At 57.0% G+C, this 23,077-nt stretch carries 16 protein-coding genes and 1 pseudogene; 9 read left to right on the top strand and 8 right to left on the bottom strand.

All coding sequences use genetic code 11. The annotated features are described in order from the left end of the window. Positions 1-232: 232 nt before the first annotated feature. The 8 genes from fdnG to A4308_RS06835 all read left to right on the top strand — a co-directional run bounded on the left by fdnG (position 233) and on the right by A4308_RS06835 (position 17,007). On the top strand, positions 233-3,283 hold the full coding sequence (gene fdnG / locus A4308_RS06800) for a formate dehydrogenase-N subunit alpha (protein ID WP_108444113.1): 3,051 nt from the start codon (positions 233-235) through the stop codon (positions 3,281-3,283). 12 nt (positions 3,284-3,295) lie between these two features. Beyond that, positions 3,296-4,198, top strand: a complete 903-nt coding sequence (gene fdxH, locus A4308_RS06805; protein ID WP_008501831.1) for a formate dehydrogenase subunit beta — start codon at positions 3,296-3,298, stop codon at positions 4,196-4,198. Further along, entirely contained in the window at positions 4,195-4,830 is a 636-nt protein-coding gene (gene fdoI, locus A4308_RS06810) for a formate dehydrogenase cytochrome b556 subunit (protein ID WP_008501832.1), read from the top strand. Before fdxH ends, fdoI begins: the two co-directional genes overlap by 4 nt. Then, positions 4,827-5,756 (top strand): formate dehydrogenase accessory protein FdhE, encoded by a 930-nt coding sequence (gene fdhE / locus A4308_RS06815; protein WP_045281578.1) that lies wholly within the window; start codon positions 4,827-4,829, stop codon positions 5,754-5,756. The genes fdoI and fdhE overlap by 4 nt, the downstream gene beginning before the upstream one ends. Before the next feature lie 171 nt (positions 5,757-5,927). Next, on the top strand, positions 5,928-7,622 hold the full coding sequence (locus A4308_RS06820) for a ShlB/FhaC/HecB family hemolysin secretion/activation protein (protein ID WP_045281577.1): 1,695 nt from the start codon (positions 5,928-5,930) through the stop codon (positions 7,620-7,622). A 2-nt stretch (positions 7,623-7,624) separates the two neighbouring features. After that, positions 7,625-8,143: a toxin-activating lysine-acyltransferase gene (locus A4308_RS06825; RefSeq protein ID WP_023331620.1), complete on the top strand. Its 519-nt coding sequence runs from the start codon at positions 7,625-7,627 to the stop codon at positions 8,141-8,143. Between the two features lie 13 nt (positions 8,144-8,156). Next, a complete protein-coding gene (locus A4308_RS06830; protein WP_049011399.1) occupies positions 8,157-16,757 on the top strand; it encodes a hemagglutinin repeat-containing protein in 8,601 nt (2,866 codons plus the stop codon). After that, positions 16,741-17,007: a hypothetical protein gene (locus tag A4308_RS06835; RefSeq protein ID WP_023331623.1), complete on the top strand. Its 267-nt coding sequence runs from the start codon at positions 16,741-16,743 to the stop codon at positions 17,005-17,007. Before A4308_RS06830 ends, A4308_RS06835 begins: the two co-directional genes overlap by 17 nt. 38 nt (positions 17,008-17,045) lie before the next feature. On the opposite strand, the gene A4308_RS22205 is transcribed toward A4308_RS06835, so the two are convergent. Continuing rightward, positions 17,046-17,516: a hypothetical protein gene (locus A4308_RS22205; RefSeq protein ID WP_023331624.1), complete on the bottom strand. Its 471-nt coding sequence runs from the start codon at positions 17,514-17,516 to the stop codon at positions 17,046-17,048. A 257-nt stretch (positions 17,517-17,773) separates the two neighbouring features. Here A4308_RS22205 and A4308_RS06845 point away from each other — a divergent pair, with 257 nt between their 5' ends. Then, the gene (locus tag A4308_RS06845; protein WP_023331625.1) at positions 17,774-18,013 is read left to right on the top strand and encodes a hypothetical protein; all 240 of its coding nucleotides are present in this window, start codon (positions 17,774-17,776) and stop codon (positions 18,011-18,013) included. 42 nt (positions 18,014-18,055) lie between these two features. On the opposite strand, the pseudogene A4308_RS06850 reads toward A4308_RS06845, so the two are convergent. The 7 genes and pseudogenes from A4308_RS06850 to A4308_RS06875 form a co-directional block, all read right to left on the bottom strand. Then, positions 18,056-18,288, bottom strand: a pseudogene (locus tag A4308_RS06850) (SymE family type I addiction module toxin); the annotation flags it as partial. 74 nt (positions 18,289-18,362) lie between these two features. Continuing rightward, positions 18,363-18,941 carry a hypothetical protein gene (locus A4308_RS21670; protein WP_071890796.1) on the bottom strand — a complete coding sequence of 193 codons (579 nt, stop codon included), beginning with the start codon at positions 18,939-18,941 and terminating at the stop codon, positions 18,363-18,365. Positions 18,942-19,231: 290 nt separating this feature from the next. Next, a complete protein-coding gene (fabY, locus tag A4308_RS06855; protein WP_023331628.1) occupies positions 19,232-20,173 on the bottom strand; it encodes a fatty acid biosynthesis protein FabY in 942 nt (313 codons plus the stop codon). Between the two features lie 44 nt (positions 20,174-20,217). Continuing rightward, positions 20,218-20,655, bottom strand: a complete 438-nt coding sequence (dtd, locus tag A4308_RS06860; protein ID WP_014885747.1) for a D-aminoacyl-tRNA deacylase — start codon at positions 20,653-20,655, stop codon at positions 20,218-20,220. Continuing rightward, entirely contained in the window at positions 20,652-21,533 is an 882-nt protein-coding gene (locus A4308_RS06865) for a virulence factor BrkB family protein (protein ID WP_014885748.1), read from the bottom strand. Before A4308_RS06865 ends, dtd begins: the two co-directional genes overlap by 4 nt. Beyond that, a complete protein-coding gene (gene yihX, locus A4308_RS06870) occupies positions 21,527-22,126 on the bottom strand; it encodes a glucose-1-phosphatase (protein WP_023331629.1) in 600 nt (199 codons plus the stop codon). Before yihX ends, A4308_RS06865 begins: the two co-directional genes overlap by 7 nt. Positions 22,127-22,245: 119 nt before the next feature. Further along, positions 22,246-23,046: a DeoR/GlpR family DNA-binding transcription regulator gene (locus A4308_RS06875; protein WP_045281575.1), complete on the bottom strand. Its 801-nt coding sequence runs from the start codon at positions 23,044-23,046 to the stop codon at positions 22,246-22,248. Positions 23,047-23,077 lie beyond the last annotated feature (31 nt).

Raw genomic sequence — 23,077 nt, forward strand, 5'->3', positions numbered from 1 at the left:
GCTTTAACATGCAGAAGCAATAGCGTGATCTGTATCACACTTTATAATCAACATGGTGATAATACGTTCACTTTGTATTAACGCCATTAGAACAGGTGTACCGACATTGTGGTATTCTGATGATATCCCTCGGAGAAATGAGGGATTAACGCAAATTTTTTCCTTTGCGGTCATTCTTCAACCGCGAAGTCAAAACTACATATGTAAGCAATGTCGAAACAAGGAGTGACCCATGCAGGTCAGCAGAAGGCAGTTCTTTAAGATCTGCGCTGGCGGTATGGCAGGCACAACGGCAGCAGCACTGGGCTTTGCGCCCGGCGTCGCGCTGGCGGAAACGCGGCAGTATAAACTGCTGCGCACCCGTGAAACCCGTAATACCTGTACGTACTGCTCTGTCGGTTGCGGGCTGTTAATGTATAGCCTCGGCGACGGTGCTAAAAACGCCAAAGCATCTATTTTCCATATCGAAGGTGACCCGGATCACCCGGTCAACCGCGGCGCGCTGTGTCCGAAAGGGGCCGGTCTGGTGGACTTTATCCACTCTGAAAGCCGCCTGAAGTTCCCTGAATATCGTGCGCCTGGCTCCGACAAATGGCAGCAAATCAGCTGGGAAGAGGCGTTTGACCGCATCGCTAAACATATTAAAGAAGACCGTGATGCGAACTTCATTGAGAAGAACGCCGACGGCGTGACGGTCAACCGCTGGCTCTCCACTGGGATGCTGTGTGCTTCAGCGTCCAGTAATGAAACCGGCTATTTAACCCAGAAATTTACGCGCGCACTCGGTATGCTCGCGGTCGACAACCAGGCGCGTGTCTGACACGGACCAACGGTAGCAAGTCTTGCTCCAACATTTGGTCGCGGTGCGATGACCAACCACTGGGTCGACATCAAGAACGCCAACCTTATTGTGGTGATGGGCGGTAACGCCGCTGAAGCGCACCCTGTCGGGTTCCGCTGGGCGATGGAAGCCAAAATCCACAACGGTGCGAAACTGATTGTGATCGATCCCCGCTTCACGCGTACAGCGTCAGTGGCGGATTTCTACACCCCTATTCGTTCAGGTACTGACATCACTTTCCTGTCAGGCGTATTGCTGTACCTGATGACCAACGAAAAATACAACCGCGAATATACCGAAGCCTATACCAACGCCAGCCTGATCGTGCGTGAGGATTACCACTTCGAAGATGGCCTGTTCAGCGGTTACGACGCCGAAAAACGCAAGTACGACAAAACCAGCTGGAACTACGAGCTGGATGAGAAAGGCTTTGCGAAACGCGATACCACCCTGCAACACCCGCGCTGCGTGTGGAACCTGCTGAAAGAGCACGTCTCCCGCTATACGCCGGAGGTGGTTGAAAACATCTGTGGTACGCCGAAGGCGGACTTCCTGAAGGTGTGCGAGCTGATAGCCGAAACCAGCGCGAAAGATAAAACCGCGTCGTTCCTCTACGCCCTCGGCTGGACGCAACACTCCATCGGTGCGCAGAACATCCGTACCATGGCGATGGTTCAGCTCCTGCTCGGCAACATGGGCATGGCAGGCGGCGGCGTGAACGCCCTGCGCGGTCACTCCAACATTCAGGGTCTGACCGACCTCGGCCTGCTGTCTCAAAGCCTGACAGGTTATATGAACCTGCCAAGCGAGAAACAAACCGACCTGCAAACCTACCTGACGGCCAGCACGCCAAAACCGCTGCTCGAAGGCCAGGTGAACTACTGGGGCAACTATCCGAAGTTCTTCGTCTCGCTGATGAAAGCCTTCTACGGCGACAAGGCGACGGCGGAAAACAGCTGGGGCTTTGACTGGCTGCCGAAGTGGGACAAAGGCTACGACGTGCTTCAGTACTTCGAGATGATGCATCAGGGTCAGGTCAACGGCTATATCTGCCAGGGCTTTAACCCGGTGGCCTCGTTCCCGAACAAGAACAAGGTTGTTGAGTCCCTGTCGAAACTGAAGTTCCTGGTGACGATTGACCCGCTCAATACTGAAACCTCGACCTTCTGGCAGAACCACGGCGAATCGAACGACGTCGATCCGTCGAAGATTCAGACCGAAGTGTTCCGTCTGCCATCCACCTGCTTCGCGGAAGAGAACGGGTCTATTGTCAACTCCGGCCGCTGGCTGCAGTGGCACTGGAAAGGTGCGGACGCCCCGGGCATCGCCATGAACGACGGCGAGATCCTGGCCGGTATTTTCTTACGCCTGCGCAAGATGTACGCGGCTGAAGGTGGCGCGAACCCGGAACCGGTGTTGAACATGACCTGGAACTACTCGACGCCTGAAAATCCTGCGCCGGAAGAAGTGGCGATGGAGAGCAACGGTAAGGCGCTGGCGGATGTTATCGACCCGGCCACCGGCACCGTGCTGGCGAAGAAAGGCGATCAGCTCAGTACCTTCGCCCATCTGCGCGATGACGGTACCACGTCAAGCGGGTGTTGGATCTTCGCTGGTAGCTGGACGCCGAAAGGCAACCAGATGGCCAACCGCGACAACGCCGACCCGTCGGGCCTCGGCAATACGCTGGGCTGGGCGTGGGCGTGGCCGCTTAACCGTCGCATCCTCTATAACCGTGCCTCCGCTGACCCGCAGGGCAACCCGTGGGATCCGAAGCGTCAGCTTCTGAAGTGGGACGGCGCGAAATGGGGCGGCGTGGATATTCCGGACTACAGCACTGCCGCACCAGGCAGCGATGTCGGACCGTTTATCATGCAGCCTGAAGGGATGGGACGTCTGTTTGCCATTGATAAGATGGCAGAAGGGCCGTTCCCGGAACACTACGAGCCGTTTGAGACGCCGCTGGGCACTAACCCGCTGCACCCGAACGTGGTCTCTAACCCGGCAGCGCGTATCTTCAAGGGCGACTTTGAAGCGCTGGGTAAAAAAGACAAGTTCCCGTACGTGGGCACCACCTATCGTCTGACCGAGCACTTCCACTACTGGACCAAGCACGCGCTGCTTAACGCCATCGCGCAGCCGGAGCAGTTTGTGGAGATCGGCGAGAAGCTGGCGAACAAGCTCGGCATCGCTCATGGCGATACCGTGAAGGTCTCCTCTAACCGCGGCTACATTAAAGCCAAGGCGGTGGTGACCAAGCGTATTCGCACGCTGAACGTTCATGGTCAGCAGGTGGATACCATCGGTATCCCAATTCACTGGGGTTATGAGGGCGTGGCGAAGAAAGGGTTCATTGCGAATACCCTGACGCCGTTCGTCGGTGATGCGAACACGCAGACGCCGGAGTTTAAGGCCTTCCTCGTGAACGTGGAAAAGGTGTAACGGAGACGACTTATGGCTTATCAATCTCAAGACATTATCCGTCGTTCCGCGACTAACGGTTTCACGCCCGCGCCTCAGGCGCGGGACCATCAGCAGGAAGTGGCGAAACTTATCGACGTGACCACCTGTATCGGCTGTAAAGCCTGTCAGGTGGCCTGCTCTGAGTGGAACGATCTGCGTGACGAAGTGGGTCACAACGTGGGGGTGTACGACAACCCTGCGGACCTGACCGCCAAGTCCTGGACGGTGATGCGTTTCTCGGAAGTGGAGCAGAACGACAAACTGGAATGGCTTATCCGCAAAGATGGCTGTATGCACTGCGCGGATCCGGGCTGCCTGAAGGCATGTCCGTCAGAAGGGGCTATCATTCAGTATGCCAACGGCATCGTCGACTTCCAGTCCGAGCAGTGCATCGGCTGCGGCTACTGCATTGCGGGCTGTCCGTTCGACGTACCGCGCCTGAATCCGGAAGACAACCGCGTCTACAAATGCACGCTGTGCGTTGACCGCGTCACTGTCGGCCAGGAGCCCGCTTGCGTGAAGACCTGCCCAACCGGCGCTATCCACTTTGGCTCTAAAGAGGATATGAAAACGCTGGCGGCAGAGCGCGTGGGCGAGCTGAAAACCCGTGGTTACGACAATGCGGGCCTGTACGATCCGGCCGGTGTTGGTGGTACGCATGTGATGTATGTGCTGCACCACGCCGACAAGCCGAATCTGTATCACGGCCTGCCGGAGAACCCGGAAATCAGCGCCACCGTGAAGTTCTGGAAAGGCATCTGGAAACCGCTGGCCGCGGTAGGTTTTGCTGCCACCTTCGCAGCGAGCATCTTCCACTACGTCGGCGTCGGTCCGAACCGTGCGGAAGAGGAAGACGACAACCTGCATGAAGAGAAAGACGAGGTGCGCAAATGAGAAAACGTGACACCATCGTGCGCTACACCGCGCCGGAACGCATCAACCACTGGGTCACCGCCTTCTGCTTCATGCTGGCGGCGATAAGCGGGCTGGGGTTCTTCTTCCCCTCCTTCAACTGGCTGATGCAGATCATGGGGACACCACAACTGGCGCGTATACTGCACCCGTTTGTTGGCGTCATCATGTTCGCGTCGTTCATCATCATGTTTTTCCGCTACTGGCACCATAACCTAATCAATCGGGATGATATCTTTTGGGCGAAGAATATTCGTAAGATCGTCGTCAACGAGGAAGTAGGTGATACCGGGCGTTATAACTTCGGTCAGAAATGCGTATTCTGGGCGGCGATTATCTTCCTGGTCCTGTTGCTGGTCAGCGGCGTGATCATCTGGCGTCCGTATTTTGCGCCTGCTTTCTCAATCCCGGTGATCCGATTCGCGCTGATGCTGCATTCATTTGCCGCAGTGGCGCTAATTGTGGTTATCATGGTGCATATTTACGCCGCCCTCTGGGTGAAAGGCACCATTACCGCGATGGTGGAAGGCTGGGTAACCAGTACGTGGGCGAAGAAACATCACCCGCGCTGGTACCGTGAAGTCCGCCAGAAACAGGAAAAGTCATCTGAATGAGTATTCGCATAATCCCGCAAGATGAGCTGGGGTCGAGCGAGAAACGTACGGCGGAGTATATTCCGCCGTTGTTATTCCCCAGACTCAAGAACCTCTACAACCGCCGCGCAGAGCGTCTGCGCGAGCTGGCAGAGAACAACCCGCTGGGCGATTTTCTGCGTTTTGCTGCGCTTGTCGCCCACGCGCAGGAAGTGGTGCTGTACGACCACCCACTGCAAATGGACCTGACTGCGCGCATCAAAGAAGCCAATGAGCAGGGCAAGCCGCCGCTGGATATTCACGTCCTGCCGCGCGACAAGCACTGGCACAAGCTGCTGCATTCGCTGATTGCCGAGCTGAAGCCCGAAATGAGCGGTACTGCGCTAGCGGTCATTGAGAACCTGGAAAAAGCGTCCGAACAGGAGCTGGAAGAGATGGCGAGTGCGCTGTTTGCTTCCGACTTCTCGCAGGTCAGCAGTGATAAAGCGCCGTTTATCTGGGCGGCACTGTCGCTCTACTGGGCGCAGATGGCAAGCCTGATCCCCGGCAAAGCCCGCGCCGAGTACGGTGAAGCGCGCCAGTTCTGCCCGGTGTGCGGTTCCATGCCGGTCTCCAGCATGGTACAGATTGGCACCACCCAGGGGCTGCGCTACCTGCACTGCAACCTGTGCGAAACCGAATGGCACGTCGTGCGCGTGAAGTGCAGCAACTGCGAGCAGACCCGCGATCTCAACTACTGGTCGCTGGAAAATGAAGAAGCGGCAGTGAAAGCTGAAAGCTGCGGCGACTGTGGGACCTACCTGAAGATTCTGTATCAGGAAAAAGACCCGAAAGTCGAAGCGGTAGCCGACGATCTCGCCTCGCTGATTCTGGACGCCAAAATGGAGCAGGAGGGCTTCGCCCGCAGCTCAATCAACCCGTTCCTGTTCCCGGGTGAAGGGGAGTAATCTCCCGTAACCGTGCCGGGCGGCGCAAGCTTGCCCGGCCAGTCATACCCGCTTTAATCCGCTTCCGTACTTTCCCCCACTTTCAGATTTTATTTAGCCGCTACGCGTAGAAAAGTCGCTGTGACTTCGTCACGATCCCTTGCAAGAAAACATTACATTTTGTAAGGGAAAATGTTGAAAAGGGAATTTCGACCAGTCGCAACGAAGCGCACCGGCTTTTTTATCTGTGCTGTTCTCAGCCTTTCATCGGGTGCCAGCGCCGCACCGGGTGATGAACCATTTATCCTGCAACAGCAGCGTCAGCAGGCGCTGGAAAACCAACTGACGCCCCAGGCGCCTGACGTTCGGCTGCAATCTCCGGCAACACGTAACGAAAGCGGCGAATTTGCCGCCGAAACGCCCTGCTTCACCATCCATGACGTGACGCTGACGGGGCATAACGCCCTCCCGCACTGGGTACCGCTGCAGCGCATCGCGAATCAGGCCGTCGGGAAGTGCCTCGGCGCACGGGGTATCAACCACGTGATGAGCCTGCTGCAAAACCGGCTGATCGCCCACGGCTGGACAACCGCACGCGTGCTGGCTCCCGCTCAGGATTTAAAAAGCGGCCATTTAGCGCTGGCCGTTATTCCGGGGAAAATACGCCACGTCACATTGACCGATAACAGCCGTCGCGGGTTATGGCTTTACAGCGCCTTCCCGGCACATGACGGTAATCTGCTCGACCTGCGGGATATCGAGCAGGGTCTGGAGAACCTCCAGCGCCTGCCCACCGTCCAGGTTGAGATGGATATCGTTCCGGCTGAACAGCCGGGTGAGAGCGATATCGTGATAACCCGCCAGCAGAGCAAATTCTGGCGGCTTGGCCTGTCGCTTGATGATTCTGGCTCGTCGTCAACGGGCCGCTATCAGGGTGGGCTAACGCTGTCGCTGGATAACCCGCTGGCGCTGAGCGATCTCTTCTGGTTTTCCATGAACCATGACCTGCAAACCGGGCCGGAAAAAGGCAACCAAAACCTCAGCGCCCACTGGTCTGTTCCCGTGGGCTGGTGGGCATTTTCCGTTACCGGCAGCGATTACCACTATCACCAGACCGTGGCGGGACTAAACGGAGACATTCGTTACAGCGGCAAAAGCCAGAGTCTGGTGGCGCAGGCCAGCCGGGTTCTGCATCGCAGCAGCGCCCAAAAAACCACGTTCACCTGGGACGTGGAGAGCCGGACAACGAAAAACTACATCAACGACACGGAAGTGGAAGTTCAGCGCCGCCACGTCTCTTCATGGAAGGCCGGGCTTCAGCATCGCCACTATATCGGCCCCGCCACGGTTGATGCTGGCATCAGCTACCAGCGCGGCACGCGATGGTTTGGCGCCCAGCCAGCCCCCGAAGAAACGTTCGATGAAGCCACCGCGCTGGGCCGAATTCTTCGCACCAACGCACGCCTGAGCCTGCCGTTCGCACTCAGCACGCAGCACTTGCGTTACGACGTAGCCTGGCAGCGTCAGACCAGCAACACGCCGCTCACTTCACAGGATCAGTTCGCCATCGGCGGGCGCTGGACGGTGCGCGGCTTCGACGGCGAACGCACGCTCAACGCCGATCGCGGCTGGCTGGTTCGAAACGATCTCTCCTGGCAGACCCCGCTTGCCGGAACCGAGCTCTATCTGGCTGCCGACTATGGCGAGGTCGCTGGCAACGGTACGGAATACCTGGCGGGCAACCATCTTGCGGGTGGCGCGGCGGGCTTGCGCGGTGCGCTCTGGAAAGTGGGATACGACGCCTTCGCGGGCGTGCCGTTCTCCCACCCGGACGGTTTTAAAACCAGCCCGGCAACCTTCGGCTTCAACCTCAACATGGATTTCTGAGTATGCGCTATGGCGAATTGACGGTTCATTGTCCGCAGCTCGAGGACGTCGCGCTAAGTGAAGCCGAAGTGCTGGGCGCGTCGGTCTGGCTCTGGATGCATTCCCTCAACCACCGTGACGCGCCGCTGCACGTCCTGCCCGTGGTGCTCTTGCCCATCATTAAACGCCAGCAGTACGTGCTGATAGAGGAGAAAGGACGCCCGATCTTTTTCCTGAGCTGGGCATGGATGAGCGAAGAAGCCGAACGCCGCTATCTCACCCAGGAGACGGTCGTCCTGCCGGAAGAAGACTGGTGTAACGGCGATCGGATGTGGTTTCGCGATTTTATTGCCCCCTTTGGGCACGCGGAAGCCCTGTTTCGCCTGGTACGCGAGGAGATTTTTCCGCATCACGTTGCGCGCTTTCTGTGGCATCGCGGCAATGAGAAAGGCCGTCGTATCAAAACGTTTTATGGCAGGCAGGTCACGCGCGAAGCGCTGCTGAACTGGAAACACACGCACCCGCTGCACGGACAAAAATAAAAAGGATTTCACCATGAATAAACGTCTGTACCGTATCGTCTTTAATAAAGCCCGCGGCATGCTGATGGTCGTTTCCGAGCTGGCGCGCGGCTGTTCGGGCGGATCGTCTTCCTCCGGGATCGGGCACGCGCTTCAGCGTCTTGTCTGTCGCGTCGGCGCACTCAGCCTTGCGCTGTGGCTGGCCTCTGGTGCCGTCACGGTGCAGGCCGCCGGGATTGTGGCGGACGCCTCCGCGCCCGGTAAACAGCAGCCCACCGTGATCAGCACCGCTAACGGCACGACGCAGGTGAATATCCAGACCCCGTCTGCAGGCGGCGTGTCCCGCAACACCTACAGTCAGTTCGACGTTGGCCGGGACGGGGCCATCCTCAATAACGCCCATAAAAATACCTCAACCGAACTCGGCGGAATGGTGACCGCCAACCCGTGGCTGGCGAAAGGCGAGGCTAAAGTCATCCTCAACGAGGTGAACGCACGCAACCCGAGCCAGCTCAACGGCTACATTGAGGTGGCTGGACAAAAGGCCGACGTGATCATTGCCAGCCCGTCGGGCATTACCTGTGACGGCTGCGGCTTTATCAACGCCGGGCGCGCCACGCTGACGACCGGTACCGCGCAGATGCAGGATGGCCGGATAACCGGGTATCAGGTGGAGCGCGGTGAGATTACCGTGAACGGCAACGGGCTGGATACCTCCGGGCAGGCGCACACCGATATCATCGCCCGGGCGGTTCAGGTGAATGCGGCGATTCACGCGCAGGATTTACGCGTCACTACCGGGCGCAACACGGTGGATGCGGCGCATGAAAAGGTGACCGCCCTTGCGGATAACGGTGCGGCAAAACCCGTCATGGCGCTGGATGTCTCCCAGGTCGGCGGCATGTACGCCGGGAAAATCCGTCTGATCGGGACGGAAAAAGGCGTCGGCGTGCGCAACGCGGGCAATATCGGCGCGGAAGCAGGGACGGTCACCCTCTCCGCCGACGGGCGTATTGAGAATAGCGGCACGGTCTGGTCTTCCGCTGACGTCGCCCTTTCTGGCACCGACGCCATACAAAACAGCGGCTCCCTCGCTGCACAGCGCAACGTCAGCCTGACGGGCAAAACGATTGCCAGCACCGGCACGCTGGCGGCAGGCGTGCAGCCCGATGGCACCACAGGCCGCGACGGCGATCTGACGCTCAACGCCAGCGGCAAACTTGAGATGCATGGACTGAATGTGGCGGGTGGCAACATCAGGTCCACGGGACAGGGGTTGGATGCATCAGGCAGCGTGACGCAGGCCAACGCCATTACCCTTAACGCCGGACAAGGCGACCTCAGCACCGCCGGTGCGGAAGTCATCGCGAATGACACACTCAGCGCCACGGCAACCGGCACGCTGGATAACAGCAGCGGCCTGCTCGCCGCCGACCAGCTCACGCTCACGGCAAAACGCCTGCAAAATCAGAAAGGCCAGATAAGCCAGAGCGGCACGCGGGGTCTGACGCTGAACCATCAGGACGGCATTGATAACCGCGAAGGCATGATTGCCGCCAACGCCACGGTAAGCGTCAACGCCGCGTCGCTGGATAACCGTAAAGGCCAGATCGTTGCCGCCGATACCGGCAGCGCCCTGACGATAAAAACGGCTGGCCTGACGGACAACCGCGAGGGTGAACTGGCAGCAGCAGGCAGCATCAGCATGAGCGCCGACACTCTCAACAACAGCAGCGGCTTTATCAGCGCGGAACACGGCCGCGTCGCGCTAACCAGCCGCAACGCGCTGGCTAACGTCGGCGGGACAATTGCCGCCCACGATAACCTGACGCTCGACAGCGCCGGGTTGAACAACGACGAAGGGTTAATTCAGTCCGGGGCGGACATGATCGTCGACACTCACGGGAACCGCCTGTCAAACAACACGACCCTGACGACCGGCGGCATCGTCAGCTTTGGCACCCTGAACGTCAACGCCGGCAGCATCAGCAATCAGCACGGCATGCTGGCCAGCGCGAAAGAAACCGTCGTAACGGCCGCGGACGTGGACAACCGCAACGGTACCCTGAGCGCCACAGGTTCGCTGAATCTGCATGTGGGGTCGCTGGAAAATACGCAAGGCACACTGGTATCCGGTGAAGATGCGCGGATAGACGCCTCCCGGATCGCCAACCAGAAAGGGATGATTGTCGCCCAGGGCAATCTTGCCGTCACGGCACAGCGTCTGGACAACGACAGCAGCGGGCTGGTCCAGAGCGGAGGGGATCTCACGCTGGCCGTTGACGGTATCAGCAACCGCAACAGCGGGGACACGGGCGGCATCGTTAGCCAGGGAAACCTGAGCATAACCACGACCGATCTGCAAAATGATGCGGGCGTACTTCTCGCCGAAAAACGGGCCACGCTGGACGCCGCGCGCTTTAGCAACATCGCCGGGACGCTGTATGCCCTGGATACGCTGACGCTTGCCACGCGCAGCGATACCGACAACCGTCAGGGGGTCATTCAGGGAAGCGGGCTCGTTCTTGATACGCACGGCTGGCAGCTGGATAACCGCGAGGGGACGATTTACAGCCTGGCGGACATGCAGCTCGCCACCGCCGCGCTGAACAACCAGAACGGCACGCTGGGCGCAAAAGGGGAGTTCACGCTGCGGGCCACCTCGCTGGATAACCGTTCCGGCGGGCGTCTGGTGGGTGAGCAGCAGATGACCCTCAACCTCAATCGTCTTGATAACCAGGACGGGCAGATCCAGTCTCTCGGTGAACTGGCGGTGAACGCCGTAACGGGGGCGATCGACAACACGCTGGGCCTGATACGCAGTGGCGCAACGGTGACGCTCAACGCGGCCTCGCTGATCAATCGCAATACGCAGGCTGAAGATAAGGGTATTGAAGGGCTGGATGTGAAAATCAACAGCCAGCAGTTCGATAACACTCTGGGAACAACGCGGGCAGGCAATACGTTATCGATCGCCAATTCCGGAACCCTGGATAACACGCAGGGTGAGCTGTCCGCCGAGGGGGCGCTGTCGCTGAGCGGCGCGGCTTTGCGGCTTCTCAACGCTGACGGGGTCGTTATTGGCGGGGAGAACGTCACGCTTGAAGCCGACGCGCTAACCGGAGACGGTCAGCTTCTGTCGCTCGGCGATATGACGATTCACACGCAGCAGAGTTTTAACAACGCGGGTGATGTGATTGCCAACGGCAGCATGACCTTCACCACGCCGGGCAGCGTGACCAACAGCGGTAACCTGCTGGCGGGCGCAAAACTGGATCTCAGCGCCGCCAGTCTGTTCAATGCCGCGTCCGGCGAGATTGCCGCCGGCGCGACCTGGTTGACCCTCTCCTCAAGTCTGAGTAATTACGGTCTTATCGACGGCAGCCAGACGTGGCTGCGTGCCGAAACCTTAACGAACGCGGGTACCGGCCGCATCTACGGCGATCATCTGTCGATTCAGGCGATAACGCTCAATAACCTCGCCCAGGACGGAACGGCAGCGACCCTCGCCGGACGCCAGCGCGTGGACATCGGGGCACAGACAATCAACAACCGCGACCACGCGCTGATCTACAGCGACGGGGCGATGGCCATCGGCGGGCGCGTGGACGACAACGGCTTCGCCATCGGGCAGGCGCAAACCCTCAACAACCACAGCGCGACCATTGAGTCCGCGGGCGACATGGCGCTCTCCATCGGCCAGCTCAACAACATCAACGACCATTTCAGCACCGAAGTGGCGCTCATCTCCACGGAGCAGATCCACGAGTACCAGCAAAAGGGATCGCCCACCCGCTGGGATGCGGATGCTGACGGCGTGTTCGTCGACCACAACTCGGCCGACCACCTGCTTAACCTCAACACCCCGGACGATACCGGGGCCAACAACGACAACTTTTACGAGTACACCTACACCCGTACCATTGAAGAAGAGGTGATTGCCGAAAGTGACCCGGGCAAAATCCTCGCCGGCGGCAATATGCTGATTACGGCAAATCAGGTTCTGAACGATAAAAGCCAGATTGTGGCGGGGGGAACGCTCGGGATCTTCGCCGATTCGGTGGATAACGTGATGCCGGAAGGCAGCCGATGGATCACCGATGCAGGCTCGGTCACACACTACAGCCGTAAATCCAGAAAGGGTGGCGACTCGCAGGGAAAAAGCACCTCGGACTACGCCCCGCCTGTGGTTATCCAGTCGATCACCCTGTCGCCGGGCAAAATGGAAGGCAACAGCCAGGCCGATGGCAGCGGCATGACCCTTTCCCCCGCCAGCGCCCACAAAACAGATGCCACGCTCAGCGGGACGGGTAGCCTGGCGGTAGGTGTGGACACCACCTCACCGGGTTCCCCTGCCCTGCCCTCCGGCAATGCGCCTGGCAAATGGATTGAAACGCCCGCCAGCGATGCGCAGGGCGTGGTGGTACGTGCCGCAGGGCCGGACATCCGTCTGCCGGACAGCAGCCTGTTTAACACCCTGCCGGATCCGGATGCGCATTACCTGATCGAAACCGATCCACGCTTTACCAACAACAAGACGTGGCTCGGCAGTGATTATATGCAGAATGCGTTCACGACAGATCCGGATAACGTGCACAAGCGCCTTGGCGACGGCTATTACGAGCAGCGCCTGGTACGCGAGCAGATCATCGCCCTCACCGGCGGCCGCTACCTGGGCGACTACCGCGACGATGAGACCCAGTTCAGGGCATTGATGGATGCGGGCATTGCTTTCGGGCAGACGCATCAGCTTGTCCCTGGCGTGGCGCTCACCGCCGAACAGATGAGCCTGCTGACGGAGGACATGGTCTGGCTGGTCAACACCCGCGTTCAGCTTGCCGACGGCAGCTGGCAGACGGTGATGGTGCCGCAGGTGTATGTTCGAGTACAGCCTGGCGACATCGACGGCTCCGGCGCGCTAATGGGGGGCCAGAATCTGGTGATGAACCTGAACCGCGACCTGGTCAACAGCGGCACCCTGCACGGGCGTGACGCGGTGCAGCTCAGCGCCGACAACATCATCAACAAAGCAGGAACGATACAGGGGGCTGACGTCAGCCTGTTCGCCCGCACGGACATCAACAACACCGGCGGCACGATCTCGGGCAAAAATGCCGTACTGGCCACGGCCGGGCGCGACATCAGCCTCACCACCACCACCCGCAGCGCACAGAGCAGCGGCGGGAAAAACAGTTTTGAGCGCACCACCGTAGAGCGCGTGGCGGGGATATACGTCCAGGGCGATGACGGTAAGCTGGTGCTGAACGCCGGGCGCGATCTCACCCTGACCGGCGCGCAGGTCGTTAACAACGGCAGTGGCAGCCAGACGGTGCTCAGTGCCGGGCGGGATCTGAACCTCACCACCGTCACCACCTCCGCCAGCGATAACCTGACGTGGGATAAAAATAACTGGCTGAAGCAGTCCACCACTCAACAGGTTGGCAGTGAGGTGGCCAGCGGAGGCGATATCCTGATGATGGCCGGACGCGACGTGAATGCGCAGGCCGCAACAGTGGAGGCGGACAGCAGCCTCGCCGTCAGCGCGGGGCGCGACATCGCCGTCACCGCCGCCACTGACAGCAGCATGTTTGAGTCGCACCATCAGTCCACCGGCAGCAGCGGCGCGCTGTCGAAAAAAACCGTGACCACGCACGATGTGGTGAACAGTGAGACCGCACAGGGAGCCCTGTTCAGCGGCGACAGCGTCACCCTGCAGGCGGGCAATAACCTGCGGGTGCAGGGCAGCGATATCGTGGGCGATAACGATGTCCGGCTGGCGGCAGGCAACAGCCTGACCGTGACCACGGCGGAGGAGCACAGCCAGGAGAGTCATCAGCGGCAGGAGAAAAAATCCGGCTTCTCCGGCACGGGCGGCATCGGTGTCAGCTACGGCAGCCAGAGCCTGAAGGTCACCGACACCGCACAGGACACCACCCATCGCGGCAGCACCATTGGCTCCGTGAACGGCAGCGTCACGCTGAGCGCGGGCAATGACCTGAGCGTCCACGGCTCGGACCTGATTGCCGCGCAGGATATGACGCTCGCCGGGAAAAACGTCAGCATCACCGCCGCCACGGAGAGCGGCACGCAGACCCACACCGTGGAGCAAAAATCTTCCGGTCTGACCCTTGCGCTCTCCGGCGCGGCGGGTGGTGCTCTCGACAGCAGCGTGAGCACCCTGAAGCAGGCCAGGGAGACCGATAACGACCGCCTCGCCGCCCTGCAGGCGGTGAAAGGCGCCCTGACCCTCGGACAGGGCGCGCAGTCCGTCATGCTCGACCAGGCCACCGGCAACCAGAAGGGCAACGACAACACCGTCGGCATCAGCCTCTCTTACGGCAGCCAGTCGTCAAAATCCACCCGGACCAGCACGCAGGCCACCGCAAAAGGCAGCAGCCTCACCGCCGGGAATAACCTCACCGTGGTGGCAACCGACGGCGACCTGCTGGTTCACGGCAGCCAGCTTGATGCGCAGAACGACCTGTGGCTACAGGCCAGCCGGGACGTGAACCTGATTTCCGCACTGAACACCTCCACGCTCGACGGCCAAAACGAGAGCCACGGCGGCAGCGCGGGCGTCGGTATCGGCTACGGCTCCGGTGGCGCGGGCATCTCCGTCTCCGCCAGCGTGAACAGCGGCAAAGGAACCGAGCGCGGCAACGGCACCACCCGCACCGAAACCACGGTTAACGCAGGGGATACGCTCACAATCGTCAGCGGGCGCGATACGAATCTCACCGGGGCACAGGTCAGCGGGGAGAGCGTCCTGGCCGATATCGGGCGTAACCTGACCATTACCAGTGAACAGGACACCGACCGTTACGACAGCAAACAGCAAAACGCCAGCGCGGGCGGCAGCTTTACCTTCGGCACCATGAGCGGCTCGGCCAGCGTTAACTACAGCCGCGACAGCATGAACAGCGACTACGTCTCCGTGAAGGAGCAGAGCGGTATCTTCGCAGGCTCCGGCGGGTTCGACATCAACGTCGGCGGCCACACGCAGCTCGACGGCGCGGTTATCGCCTCCACCGCCACGGCGGATAACAACCGCCTCGACACCGGGACGCTCGGCTGGCGGGATATCCACAATACCACTGAATACGACGTGGAGCACCAGAGCGCGGGCATCAGCACCGGCGGCAGCATCGCGGGGCAGTTCACCGGGAATATGGCGAGCAACCTGCTGGTCGGGGCGGACAGCAGCGGCAGCGCGGAGGGCACCACGCGTGCGGCCATTGAAAACGGCACGGTGGTGGTTCGCGATAAGGAGCATCAGACGCAGGACGTGGCGGACCTGAGCCGCGACACGGCGAATGCCAACGGCAGCATCGACACCATTTTCGATAAGGAGAAAGAGCAGCGCAGGATGGAGGAGGCGCAGCTTATCGGGGAAATCGGCAGCCAGGTGGCGGATATCGCCCGCACGCAGGGTGAAATCGCGAAACAGGAGGCCATGAACGACCCGGCAGCGCTCCGCGCCGCAGAGGAGAAGCTGAGGGCTGAGGGCAAGAGCAACCCTACCCCTCAGGAGATAGCCGACCAGGCCGGACGCACGGCAATTGAACAGTACGGCACGGGCAGCGACATGCAGCGCGCCATCCAGGCGGCTACCGCTGCCGCTCAGGGTCTGGCGGGCGGCGACATGACCGCCGCGCTGGCCGGAGCGGCGGCACCGTACGTGGCGGAGATTATCGGCCACCGTTCCGGGCTGGACGATACGATGGAAAAAGCCGCCGCCCACGCGGTGGCGAATGCGGTGCTGGCCGCGATGCAGGGGAAAGACGCGCTGGCGGGTGCGGCTGGAGCAGCGGTCGGGGAGCTGGCGGGTGGTATTGCGCTGGAGATGTACGGGAAGGATGTTGCTGCGCTGAGTGAAAGTGAAAAGCAGACCATCAGCGCGCTGGCGACTCTTGCCGCAGGGATAGCAGGCGGCGTTGCGGGAGACGGTACGGCAAGCGCCATCGCCGGGGCGCAGTCCGGGAAGACGGTGGTTGAGAATAATGCGCTTAATCCGAGCAGTTTCGGACAGGGTATGATGGATTACGGCCTGGCAGCACAGTCGTGGAACCAGTATGCAGAAGAGAATGGTCTGTCTCCGAAGGAGAAGCAGGCCGGACTGGAAAAACTGGCAAACGGTGATTTACCGGAAGGCGCGAATATCGCTAAAGCAATTGTGGAAGGATATCAGGATGGTGTGATGATTGCGGGAGCCTGGTATCTGGGACCAGCGGCGTCAGTAGGTAACGTTGTTAGTGGCGCAATAATAGGAGAAATTGCTAATGGAAGCTACCAGTGGTTTGACCTGAGCCGTCCAGGTAACGAGAACAAGAACTGGGATTATAAGGGAAGTATTTCAGCGGGAGCAACTGGTGCACTAGCTCCGGGTCGTGGGATTTGGGCTAATGCCGGGATCGCACTGGGTGGTTCACTATTCACTGATGGGCTGGATAAAGGTGCATTAACTGGCACGGGCGCAGGTTGGGCGTTTGGTACGGCAGTTAATATTATTGCACCACCAGTATTTTCCCCTGTATTAGGTCCGAGCGCAGCCCCTGTAGGTGATATTATCGGTACCGTGGGAGGTGAATTTATTAGTAATGTAGTTAAGGATGAAATTAATGAAAAGAAAAAATAACACTACCGTAGCTTTACTGTTCTTAAGCATTGCATACATGGTTTTTTGTTGTTTAATTTTTTTCTCTCTGGCTTTGATAATTGTAAAACTAATCATTAGTCATGAAGTAGATATTGAACAATCAGATATCAAGCATGTTTTGGTTGCAAGCGTTATTGCTGGAACGGCAGCAGCTTTCAGGTCATGGCTCTTCGCCAAACTGGACGAGCGCAAAGCCCGAAAATCCCCCCCTTCCGATCCAAAATCCTGAACCACGATCCCGGCCACTGAGCCGGGATCTTTTAACAATCACTCGCTGCGGATCAGACAATCATAACGATCGCGTTTAATCACCGGCAGATCGCCAGTGTCGTTCAGCGTCCCCGGAAATTCTCTCAGCCACTTTTTCACCTTCAATTTATTGATATGCGTGATACTTAACCCTTTCAGGCACCCCCATAACTCGCGGGTATTTTGCGGCGCAATCACAATACAGTCCGGCATAACACGGATCTTTACCGCCATCCCGCTACGAAATCCGACGCGGGACAGCCGCTCGCCCGCCAGCGGCAAATAATTGCGATCCATTCGGGTATAAAGTTCGCAGCAGGCAGAGCCTGATCCCCCTCTGGCGTAAACACGTTCAGACCCGGTGCGTTCCCCGTGAAGCGCACGCGGGTTCTTTTTGTGCACCTGCTCGCGAATTTCTACATTATTCTCAGATACTGCAACTTCTGTTTGGGCAACAGCCCGCTCTGGCATAGAATTCTTCGCAGCCATAATCAACTCCTGCTTAGTTGTTTGTGGTCAGCGGTATAAAGGTGTTGGCGCACCTTTATACCGCGCTCTTACCGTTTCACGTTCATTACATATTATTCACAGCCTGTATCACTGACTTTTCCTGCGGCCATTATACCGCTATGGATAAAGATACAGCACTGCATTATGGGAAACGTTTAATAAATGCGAAGCGACTCGAGAAAATAATACAACAGGCTGTAATACCTCATTATAATAAGGATTAAGGAAAGAATAAAATGACATCGAAGAAGTGGTTTTTACTATGGTTTTTCCTCACGTTCGCATTTGTTGTGACAGCTAATATTGTTGCTTTACTAACCTATTTTTCTGCAAGAATTTACCTTTTAATTACTCAAGACATTCCTATTGATGTTTATCTACCTGGTTTTATGAAACTAATTAAAGGTACATCCTTTGGTGGATTCATTTTTGGATGTGGTTGTTGGTGGATTTATTACCGCCAAGAAAAAAAGTAATAAAAAATCACGGCCACCGCGCCGGGCTCTCTCTTTTAACTGTCACTTATCCCGTCTGATCACCGGCACATCCCCCAAATCATTCAGCACTCCGGGAAACGTCTTCAGCCAGTTAGTCACTTTTTGTTTATTTATATTCACTACGCTCATACCATCCAGGCAACCCCATAGTTCGCGTGTATGCTGTGGCGTGATCATGATACAATCCTTCATCACGCGGATTTTAACCAGCATACAATCAATAAAACTGCATTCGACAACCATTTCCCGTTGAGAGATGTTTTTCTCTCCTTTAATTTAACGTGGATTTATTATTTCAGAGTGAATATATGGAGTTGTGGTTTCTTAATTAACTCTTGGATTTTATGAAGTTGTAATCAATTATATAAGACCCTATTTCATTTGAATGAGCACTAACCCTTACAGCATCTGCTCCTGGTTCACCCGCTGCTTGAAGTGCTTTTTTATTTGTACACAATTGAATCCAACGCTTTGTGTTATAGTCCTTAAACCACAACCCTGCTTCACAATGACCAAACCGCCCCATTCTTGGGCCAGGATATGTTATTTCATAAGCCGCTTCGTATGTAATAACGTTTCCCTTCGACATAAACACGAAAACATCATAAATCCCTAATGAAAGAATAAAGCCACAACTAAACCCCACCCAAAAACGTTCAATGACATAATTTGATGTTTTACCAATAGGTCTATAATAGGTAGCTCTCCCGGAGAATATGAGACCAAAAATAGAGCCTATCGTTATATACGTTAACCATTCTGGAACAGAGTTCATTAGAACAGTTCTCATTGAAATCATGCTCACCCAAATGATATAGGCAAGAAAACAACCCAAAAGCAAAAAACTCAATAATAATATAATTACGAGCCAGGATTTGTTTCGTTCAAAGCTGTAGTATTTATTCATTTTATTACAAATTCATAACGAGTCATTAGTACATAAATGTTGCAATAATAATTGATGCAATAGCTAAACACCATTTAGCTTTCCTTAATTACAATTTGGGTTTTATTTGAAAAGTAGAGAATTAAAAATGCAATTGACAACACATCTTTTATTACGACAACAAGGATTAACTATACGCTCGTCTATGAAGGTTCGAACGCCGATCTGGATGGCAATTACGCCATCAATAGATTTATTTTTAATACAACATGAGAGTTATCTTCTAAAAAGATAACTCTCTTTTAACTGCGCTACTCCTCTTCATTTCCCCCCTCTTCATACGCGCCATACGGCTTCGCAGGGAGAACGATGTAAGTTCCTTCAAAAACCGCGCCCGGGGTTTCATCGCCAAACAGCTCAACCTGCATCTGTACACGCGCTTTGCGGCCACGCGCCAGACGATCAAGGTCGCCGCCCAGTGCGCCAAGGTCAGCCACCGCGCTCGGTTTGCCGCTGATTGGCGCGCTGTAACGAATATGGGCATCGGCCAGAATGATGGTGCCGCCAAGATGGCGCTCGCGCAGCATCAGCCAGATCAGCCCCCAGCCGGTGAGCGTTGCCAGAGAAAACAGGCTGCCAGCAAACAGGGTGTGGTGAGGGTTCTGGTTGCCGATTTCCGGCATGGTGGTAATGAATTTTTGCCCGGTGTACTGCTGGATGCGCACGCCCATCTTTTCACTCAGAGGGATATGTTCATACCAGGCTTGCTGTAACTGACCGCACCAGTCTGCGCGATGCAGAATGTCGTCCAGAGTGGCAATGGGTTTGATCATCAAAAAATGACGAATCGGCGTGGTTTGCGGGGCGGTGATTTCCCCCTGATTTACAAAACCGAGTTTGGCAAAAAACTCCACGGCATCTTCGCGGGCGCTACAGGTGACGCGCTTAACGCCTTCCTGGCGGGCGACGGACTCCAGGGTCATTGCCATTAGCGTCCCCAGCCCTTTGTCCTGTACGGAAGGGTGAACCGCCATAAAGCGAATAGATGCTTCGTTATCGGCATTGATATACAGACGCCCGACGGCGACGAGATTGCCCTCCTCGTCCATCACCATCTGGTGATGGGCCATTGCGTCCCAGGCGTCGCGCTCAGAGCCTTTCGGTTGATGTAATGGCTTGCGCAGCATTTCCCAGCGGAACTGGTAATAGGCTTCTAACTCTTCTTCCGTTTGCGGTACTCGAAGGTGATACATAGCTGTACTCTCTCTTGTTACCCGCGGCCACGCCGCCAGTTGGCTCATACCTGGAGCCAGAATGTGACGGGGCCATCGTTCACCAGCGAAACCTGCATATCTGCAGCGAATCGTCCGGTTTGCGTATGCATTTCCTGCTGGCGACAACGCTCAACAAAGTATTCGTAAAGTGCTTCTGCACGATCCGGCGCGGCGCCTTTCGAGAAACTCGGGCGCATGCCGCGCTCGGTATCCGCTGCCAGCGTAAACTGGGACACCACCAGCACGCTGCCACCCGCCTGCTGGACGTTCAGGTTCATCTTGCCTTCCGCATCGCTGAAAATGCGGTAACCCAGCACCCGCTCGCATAAGCGGTTAGCTTTTTGTTCGTCATCATCCTTTTCGACACCTAACAACACCAAAAGTCCTGGGCCAATTTCACCCGTCACCTCTCCCTCCACGGTGACGCTGGCACGGGTTACGCGCTGTATCAATGCAATCATGGTTGGTCTGCTTCTTGTTGTTTTTCAGCTGCTGCTGCTTTTTTAAGTTCGCGGTATACGCCGAGAGTGACAGTTATTTCGGCACCAAGCAAGACGATACACCAGGTCCAGTAGACCCAGACAAACAAAATGGGGATCACCGCCAGCACGCCGTAAATCAGCTGATAGGACGGAAACATGGTGATGTAAAGGGCAAACCCTTTTTTACCCAGCTCAAAAAGCACGGCCGCCACCAGCGCCCCCACTACCGCATCGCGGTTTGGTACGCGCGTGGTCGGTACGACGCTATAGAGCAGCCAGAACGAAAGCCATGACAGGATCAGCGGAAAGATGCGAAGCACATTATCAATAACGCCGTTTAAATCACTCGCCCAGCGCAATGACAGAAGGTAAGAGCTGATGGCAAGGCTCGCCCCGGCCAGCAGCGGGCCGAGCGTGAGGATCATCCAGTACACGGCAAAAGAGTAGACTTTTGGCCGCGCTTTTTTACTCCGCCAGATTGTGTTCAGTGCGCTATCAATGGCATACATCAGCAGCAGCGCAGTGACAATCAGCCCGCACGCCCCCACCGCCGTCATCTTGTTGGAGTTGGCAACGAACTGCTCGATGTAGTTCTGGATAACATCCCCGGTGGCAGGAATGAAATTCGCAAACACGAAATGGCGAAGCTGCAGGCTGACGTCCGCAAACATCGGAAAGGCGGAAAATAGCGCAAAGATCACCGCCACCAGCGGCACTAATGAGAGCAACGACACGTACGCGAGGTTTCCCGCCAGCGTGGTCATGTTGTCCTCATCAATGCGGTGCCAGAGCAGTTTTAGCCAGGCTCTCAGCGGGCGCGTATGATGCGTGGCTTTTTGATGAACGGTTTTTAACATAACTGCTTCGCAAAGTAGTTGGGTATCGTCTCTTTTCCGGTCACCAGAATTGACGTGATACCTAACTGGTTAGCTCCCTCTATATTATCGGCATTGTCGTCGAAAAAGACGGCATCGGCGGCAGTGAAACCTTCTGCCTGCAAAACGGCCTGATATATCCGCGCTTCGGGCTTGCGCATACCCATCTCCTGCGAGAGATAGATTTTATCTGCCGCTGCCTTAACTTCAGGGTATTCTTCAGGCCAGAACGTGGTGTGCAGGCGGTTAGTATTCGACAGGACAACCACTCGGTGCCCCTGCTCGCGCAGTTTGTGCATGATGTCGATCACTTCCGGACGGATCGCGACAAATACCGCCTGCCAGCCGTGCGAAAACTGCTCATAGCTTAACGACAGCCCCATATCCTGGCAGAAACGCTCTGCGAATTCTTCGTCACTCATTTCACCGCGTTCATGCTGATGAAAGGTTTCGCCCATCGCGAAATTCTGCTTTAACGTCGCCAGCGGAACACGGCTAAAGTCGCTCCATGCGCCCAGCACGCGATTAAAATCGATATCGACGATTACATTTCCTAAATCAAAGATATAAAGCATGTTTATCTCCTGCTCGCCGTGGAAAAATAACTGTAGCGGGAAAGAGAAGGTTTGGCTATGTGCGAGATTCAGCTTAAAGAAAGGAATGGCCCGAAGAGAGATATCGGGCCATAAAAAGGTCAGCCAGCCTGCTGTTCTTCTCCTGAACTGACTTCAACTACTTCCACTTTGCTGGATATGAGGAGATTTTGCAGCGCCGAGCCGGGAAGCTCATCCGTGAATAGCGCCGTGGCCTGCGCCACGTTGCCAATTTCTACGGCGGCGGAAGCGCTGTACTTCGTATGATCGGCTGCCAGTAAAATATGGCGCGAGTGAGCCATCATGGTTTTCACCACGCTGGCTTCATTGACGTCAAACTCCATCATCGCACCGTCGTGCTCAATCGCCCCTACGCTGGTCACGAGATAGTCCGCCCGGAAGCCGGATACAAACGCCGTCGCCGCCGGGCCGATAATGCCGCCGTTATGCGGGCGCAGCGTGCCGCCGGGGACCATCACTTCAAAGCGCGGGTTTTTATAGAGAATGTGCGCCACCCGCAGGCTGTTGGTGATAATGCGCAAATGGTTGTGATTGAGCAGCGCCCGGGCAACATGCTCCACCGTCGTCCCGATGGTGATAAAGATGGTCGAGCCATCGGGAATGTAGTCCGCAATCGCCTCGGCAATCGCCCGCTTCTCTTCGGTGAGCGAAACTTCACGCTGCTCGAATGCCGTGTTCACCACGCTGGACGCCCTGCCCGCACCGCCATGATGACGCGTTATGAGTCCCTGCTCGCTGAGCTTACGGATATCCCGTCGTACCGTTTGTGTGGACACATCCAGCAGCTGCGCCAGTTCATCAATATTCATATAGCCGCGATCGGCAATCAGCGTCAGCAGCTGATCGTGACGCGGGTTGCCGGTAAGTTCGGTAAGACTCATGGGCTGTCCTCTGAAAACCATCACGCCCCGC

The sequence above is a fragment of the Enterobacter sp. ODB01 genome (assembly GCF_001623605.1).
GTDB lineage: Bacteria > Pseudomonadota > Gammaproteobacteria > Enterobacterales > Enterobacteriaceae > Enterobacter > Enterobacter kobei.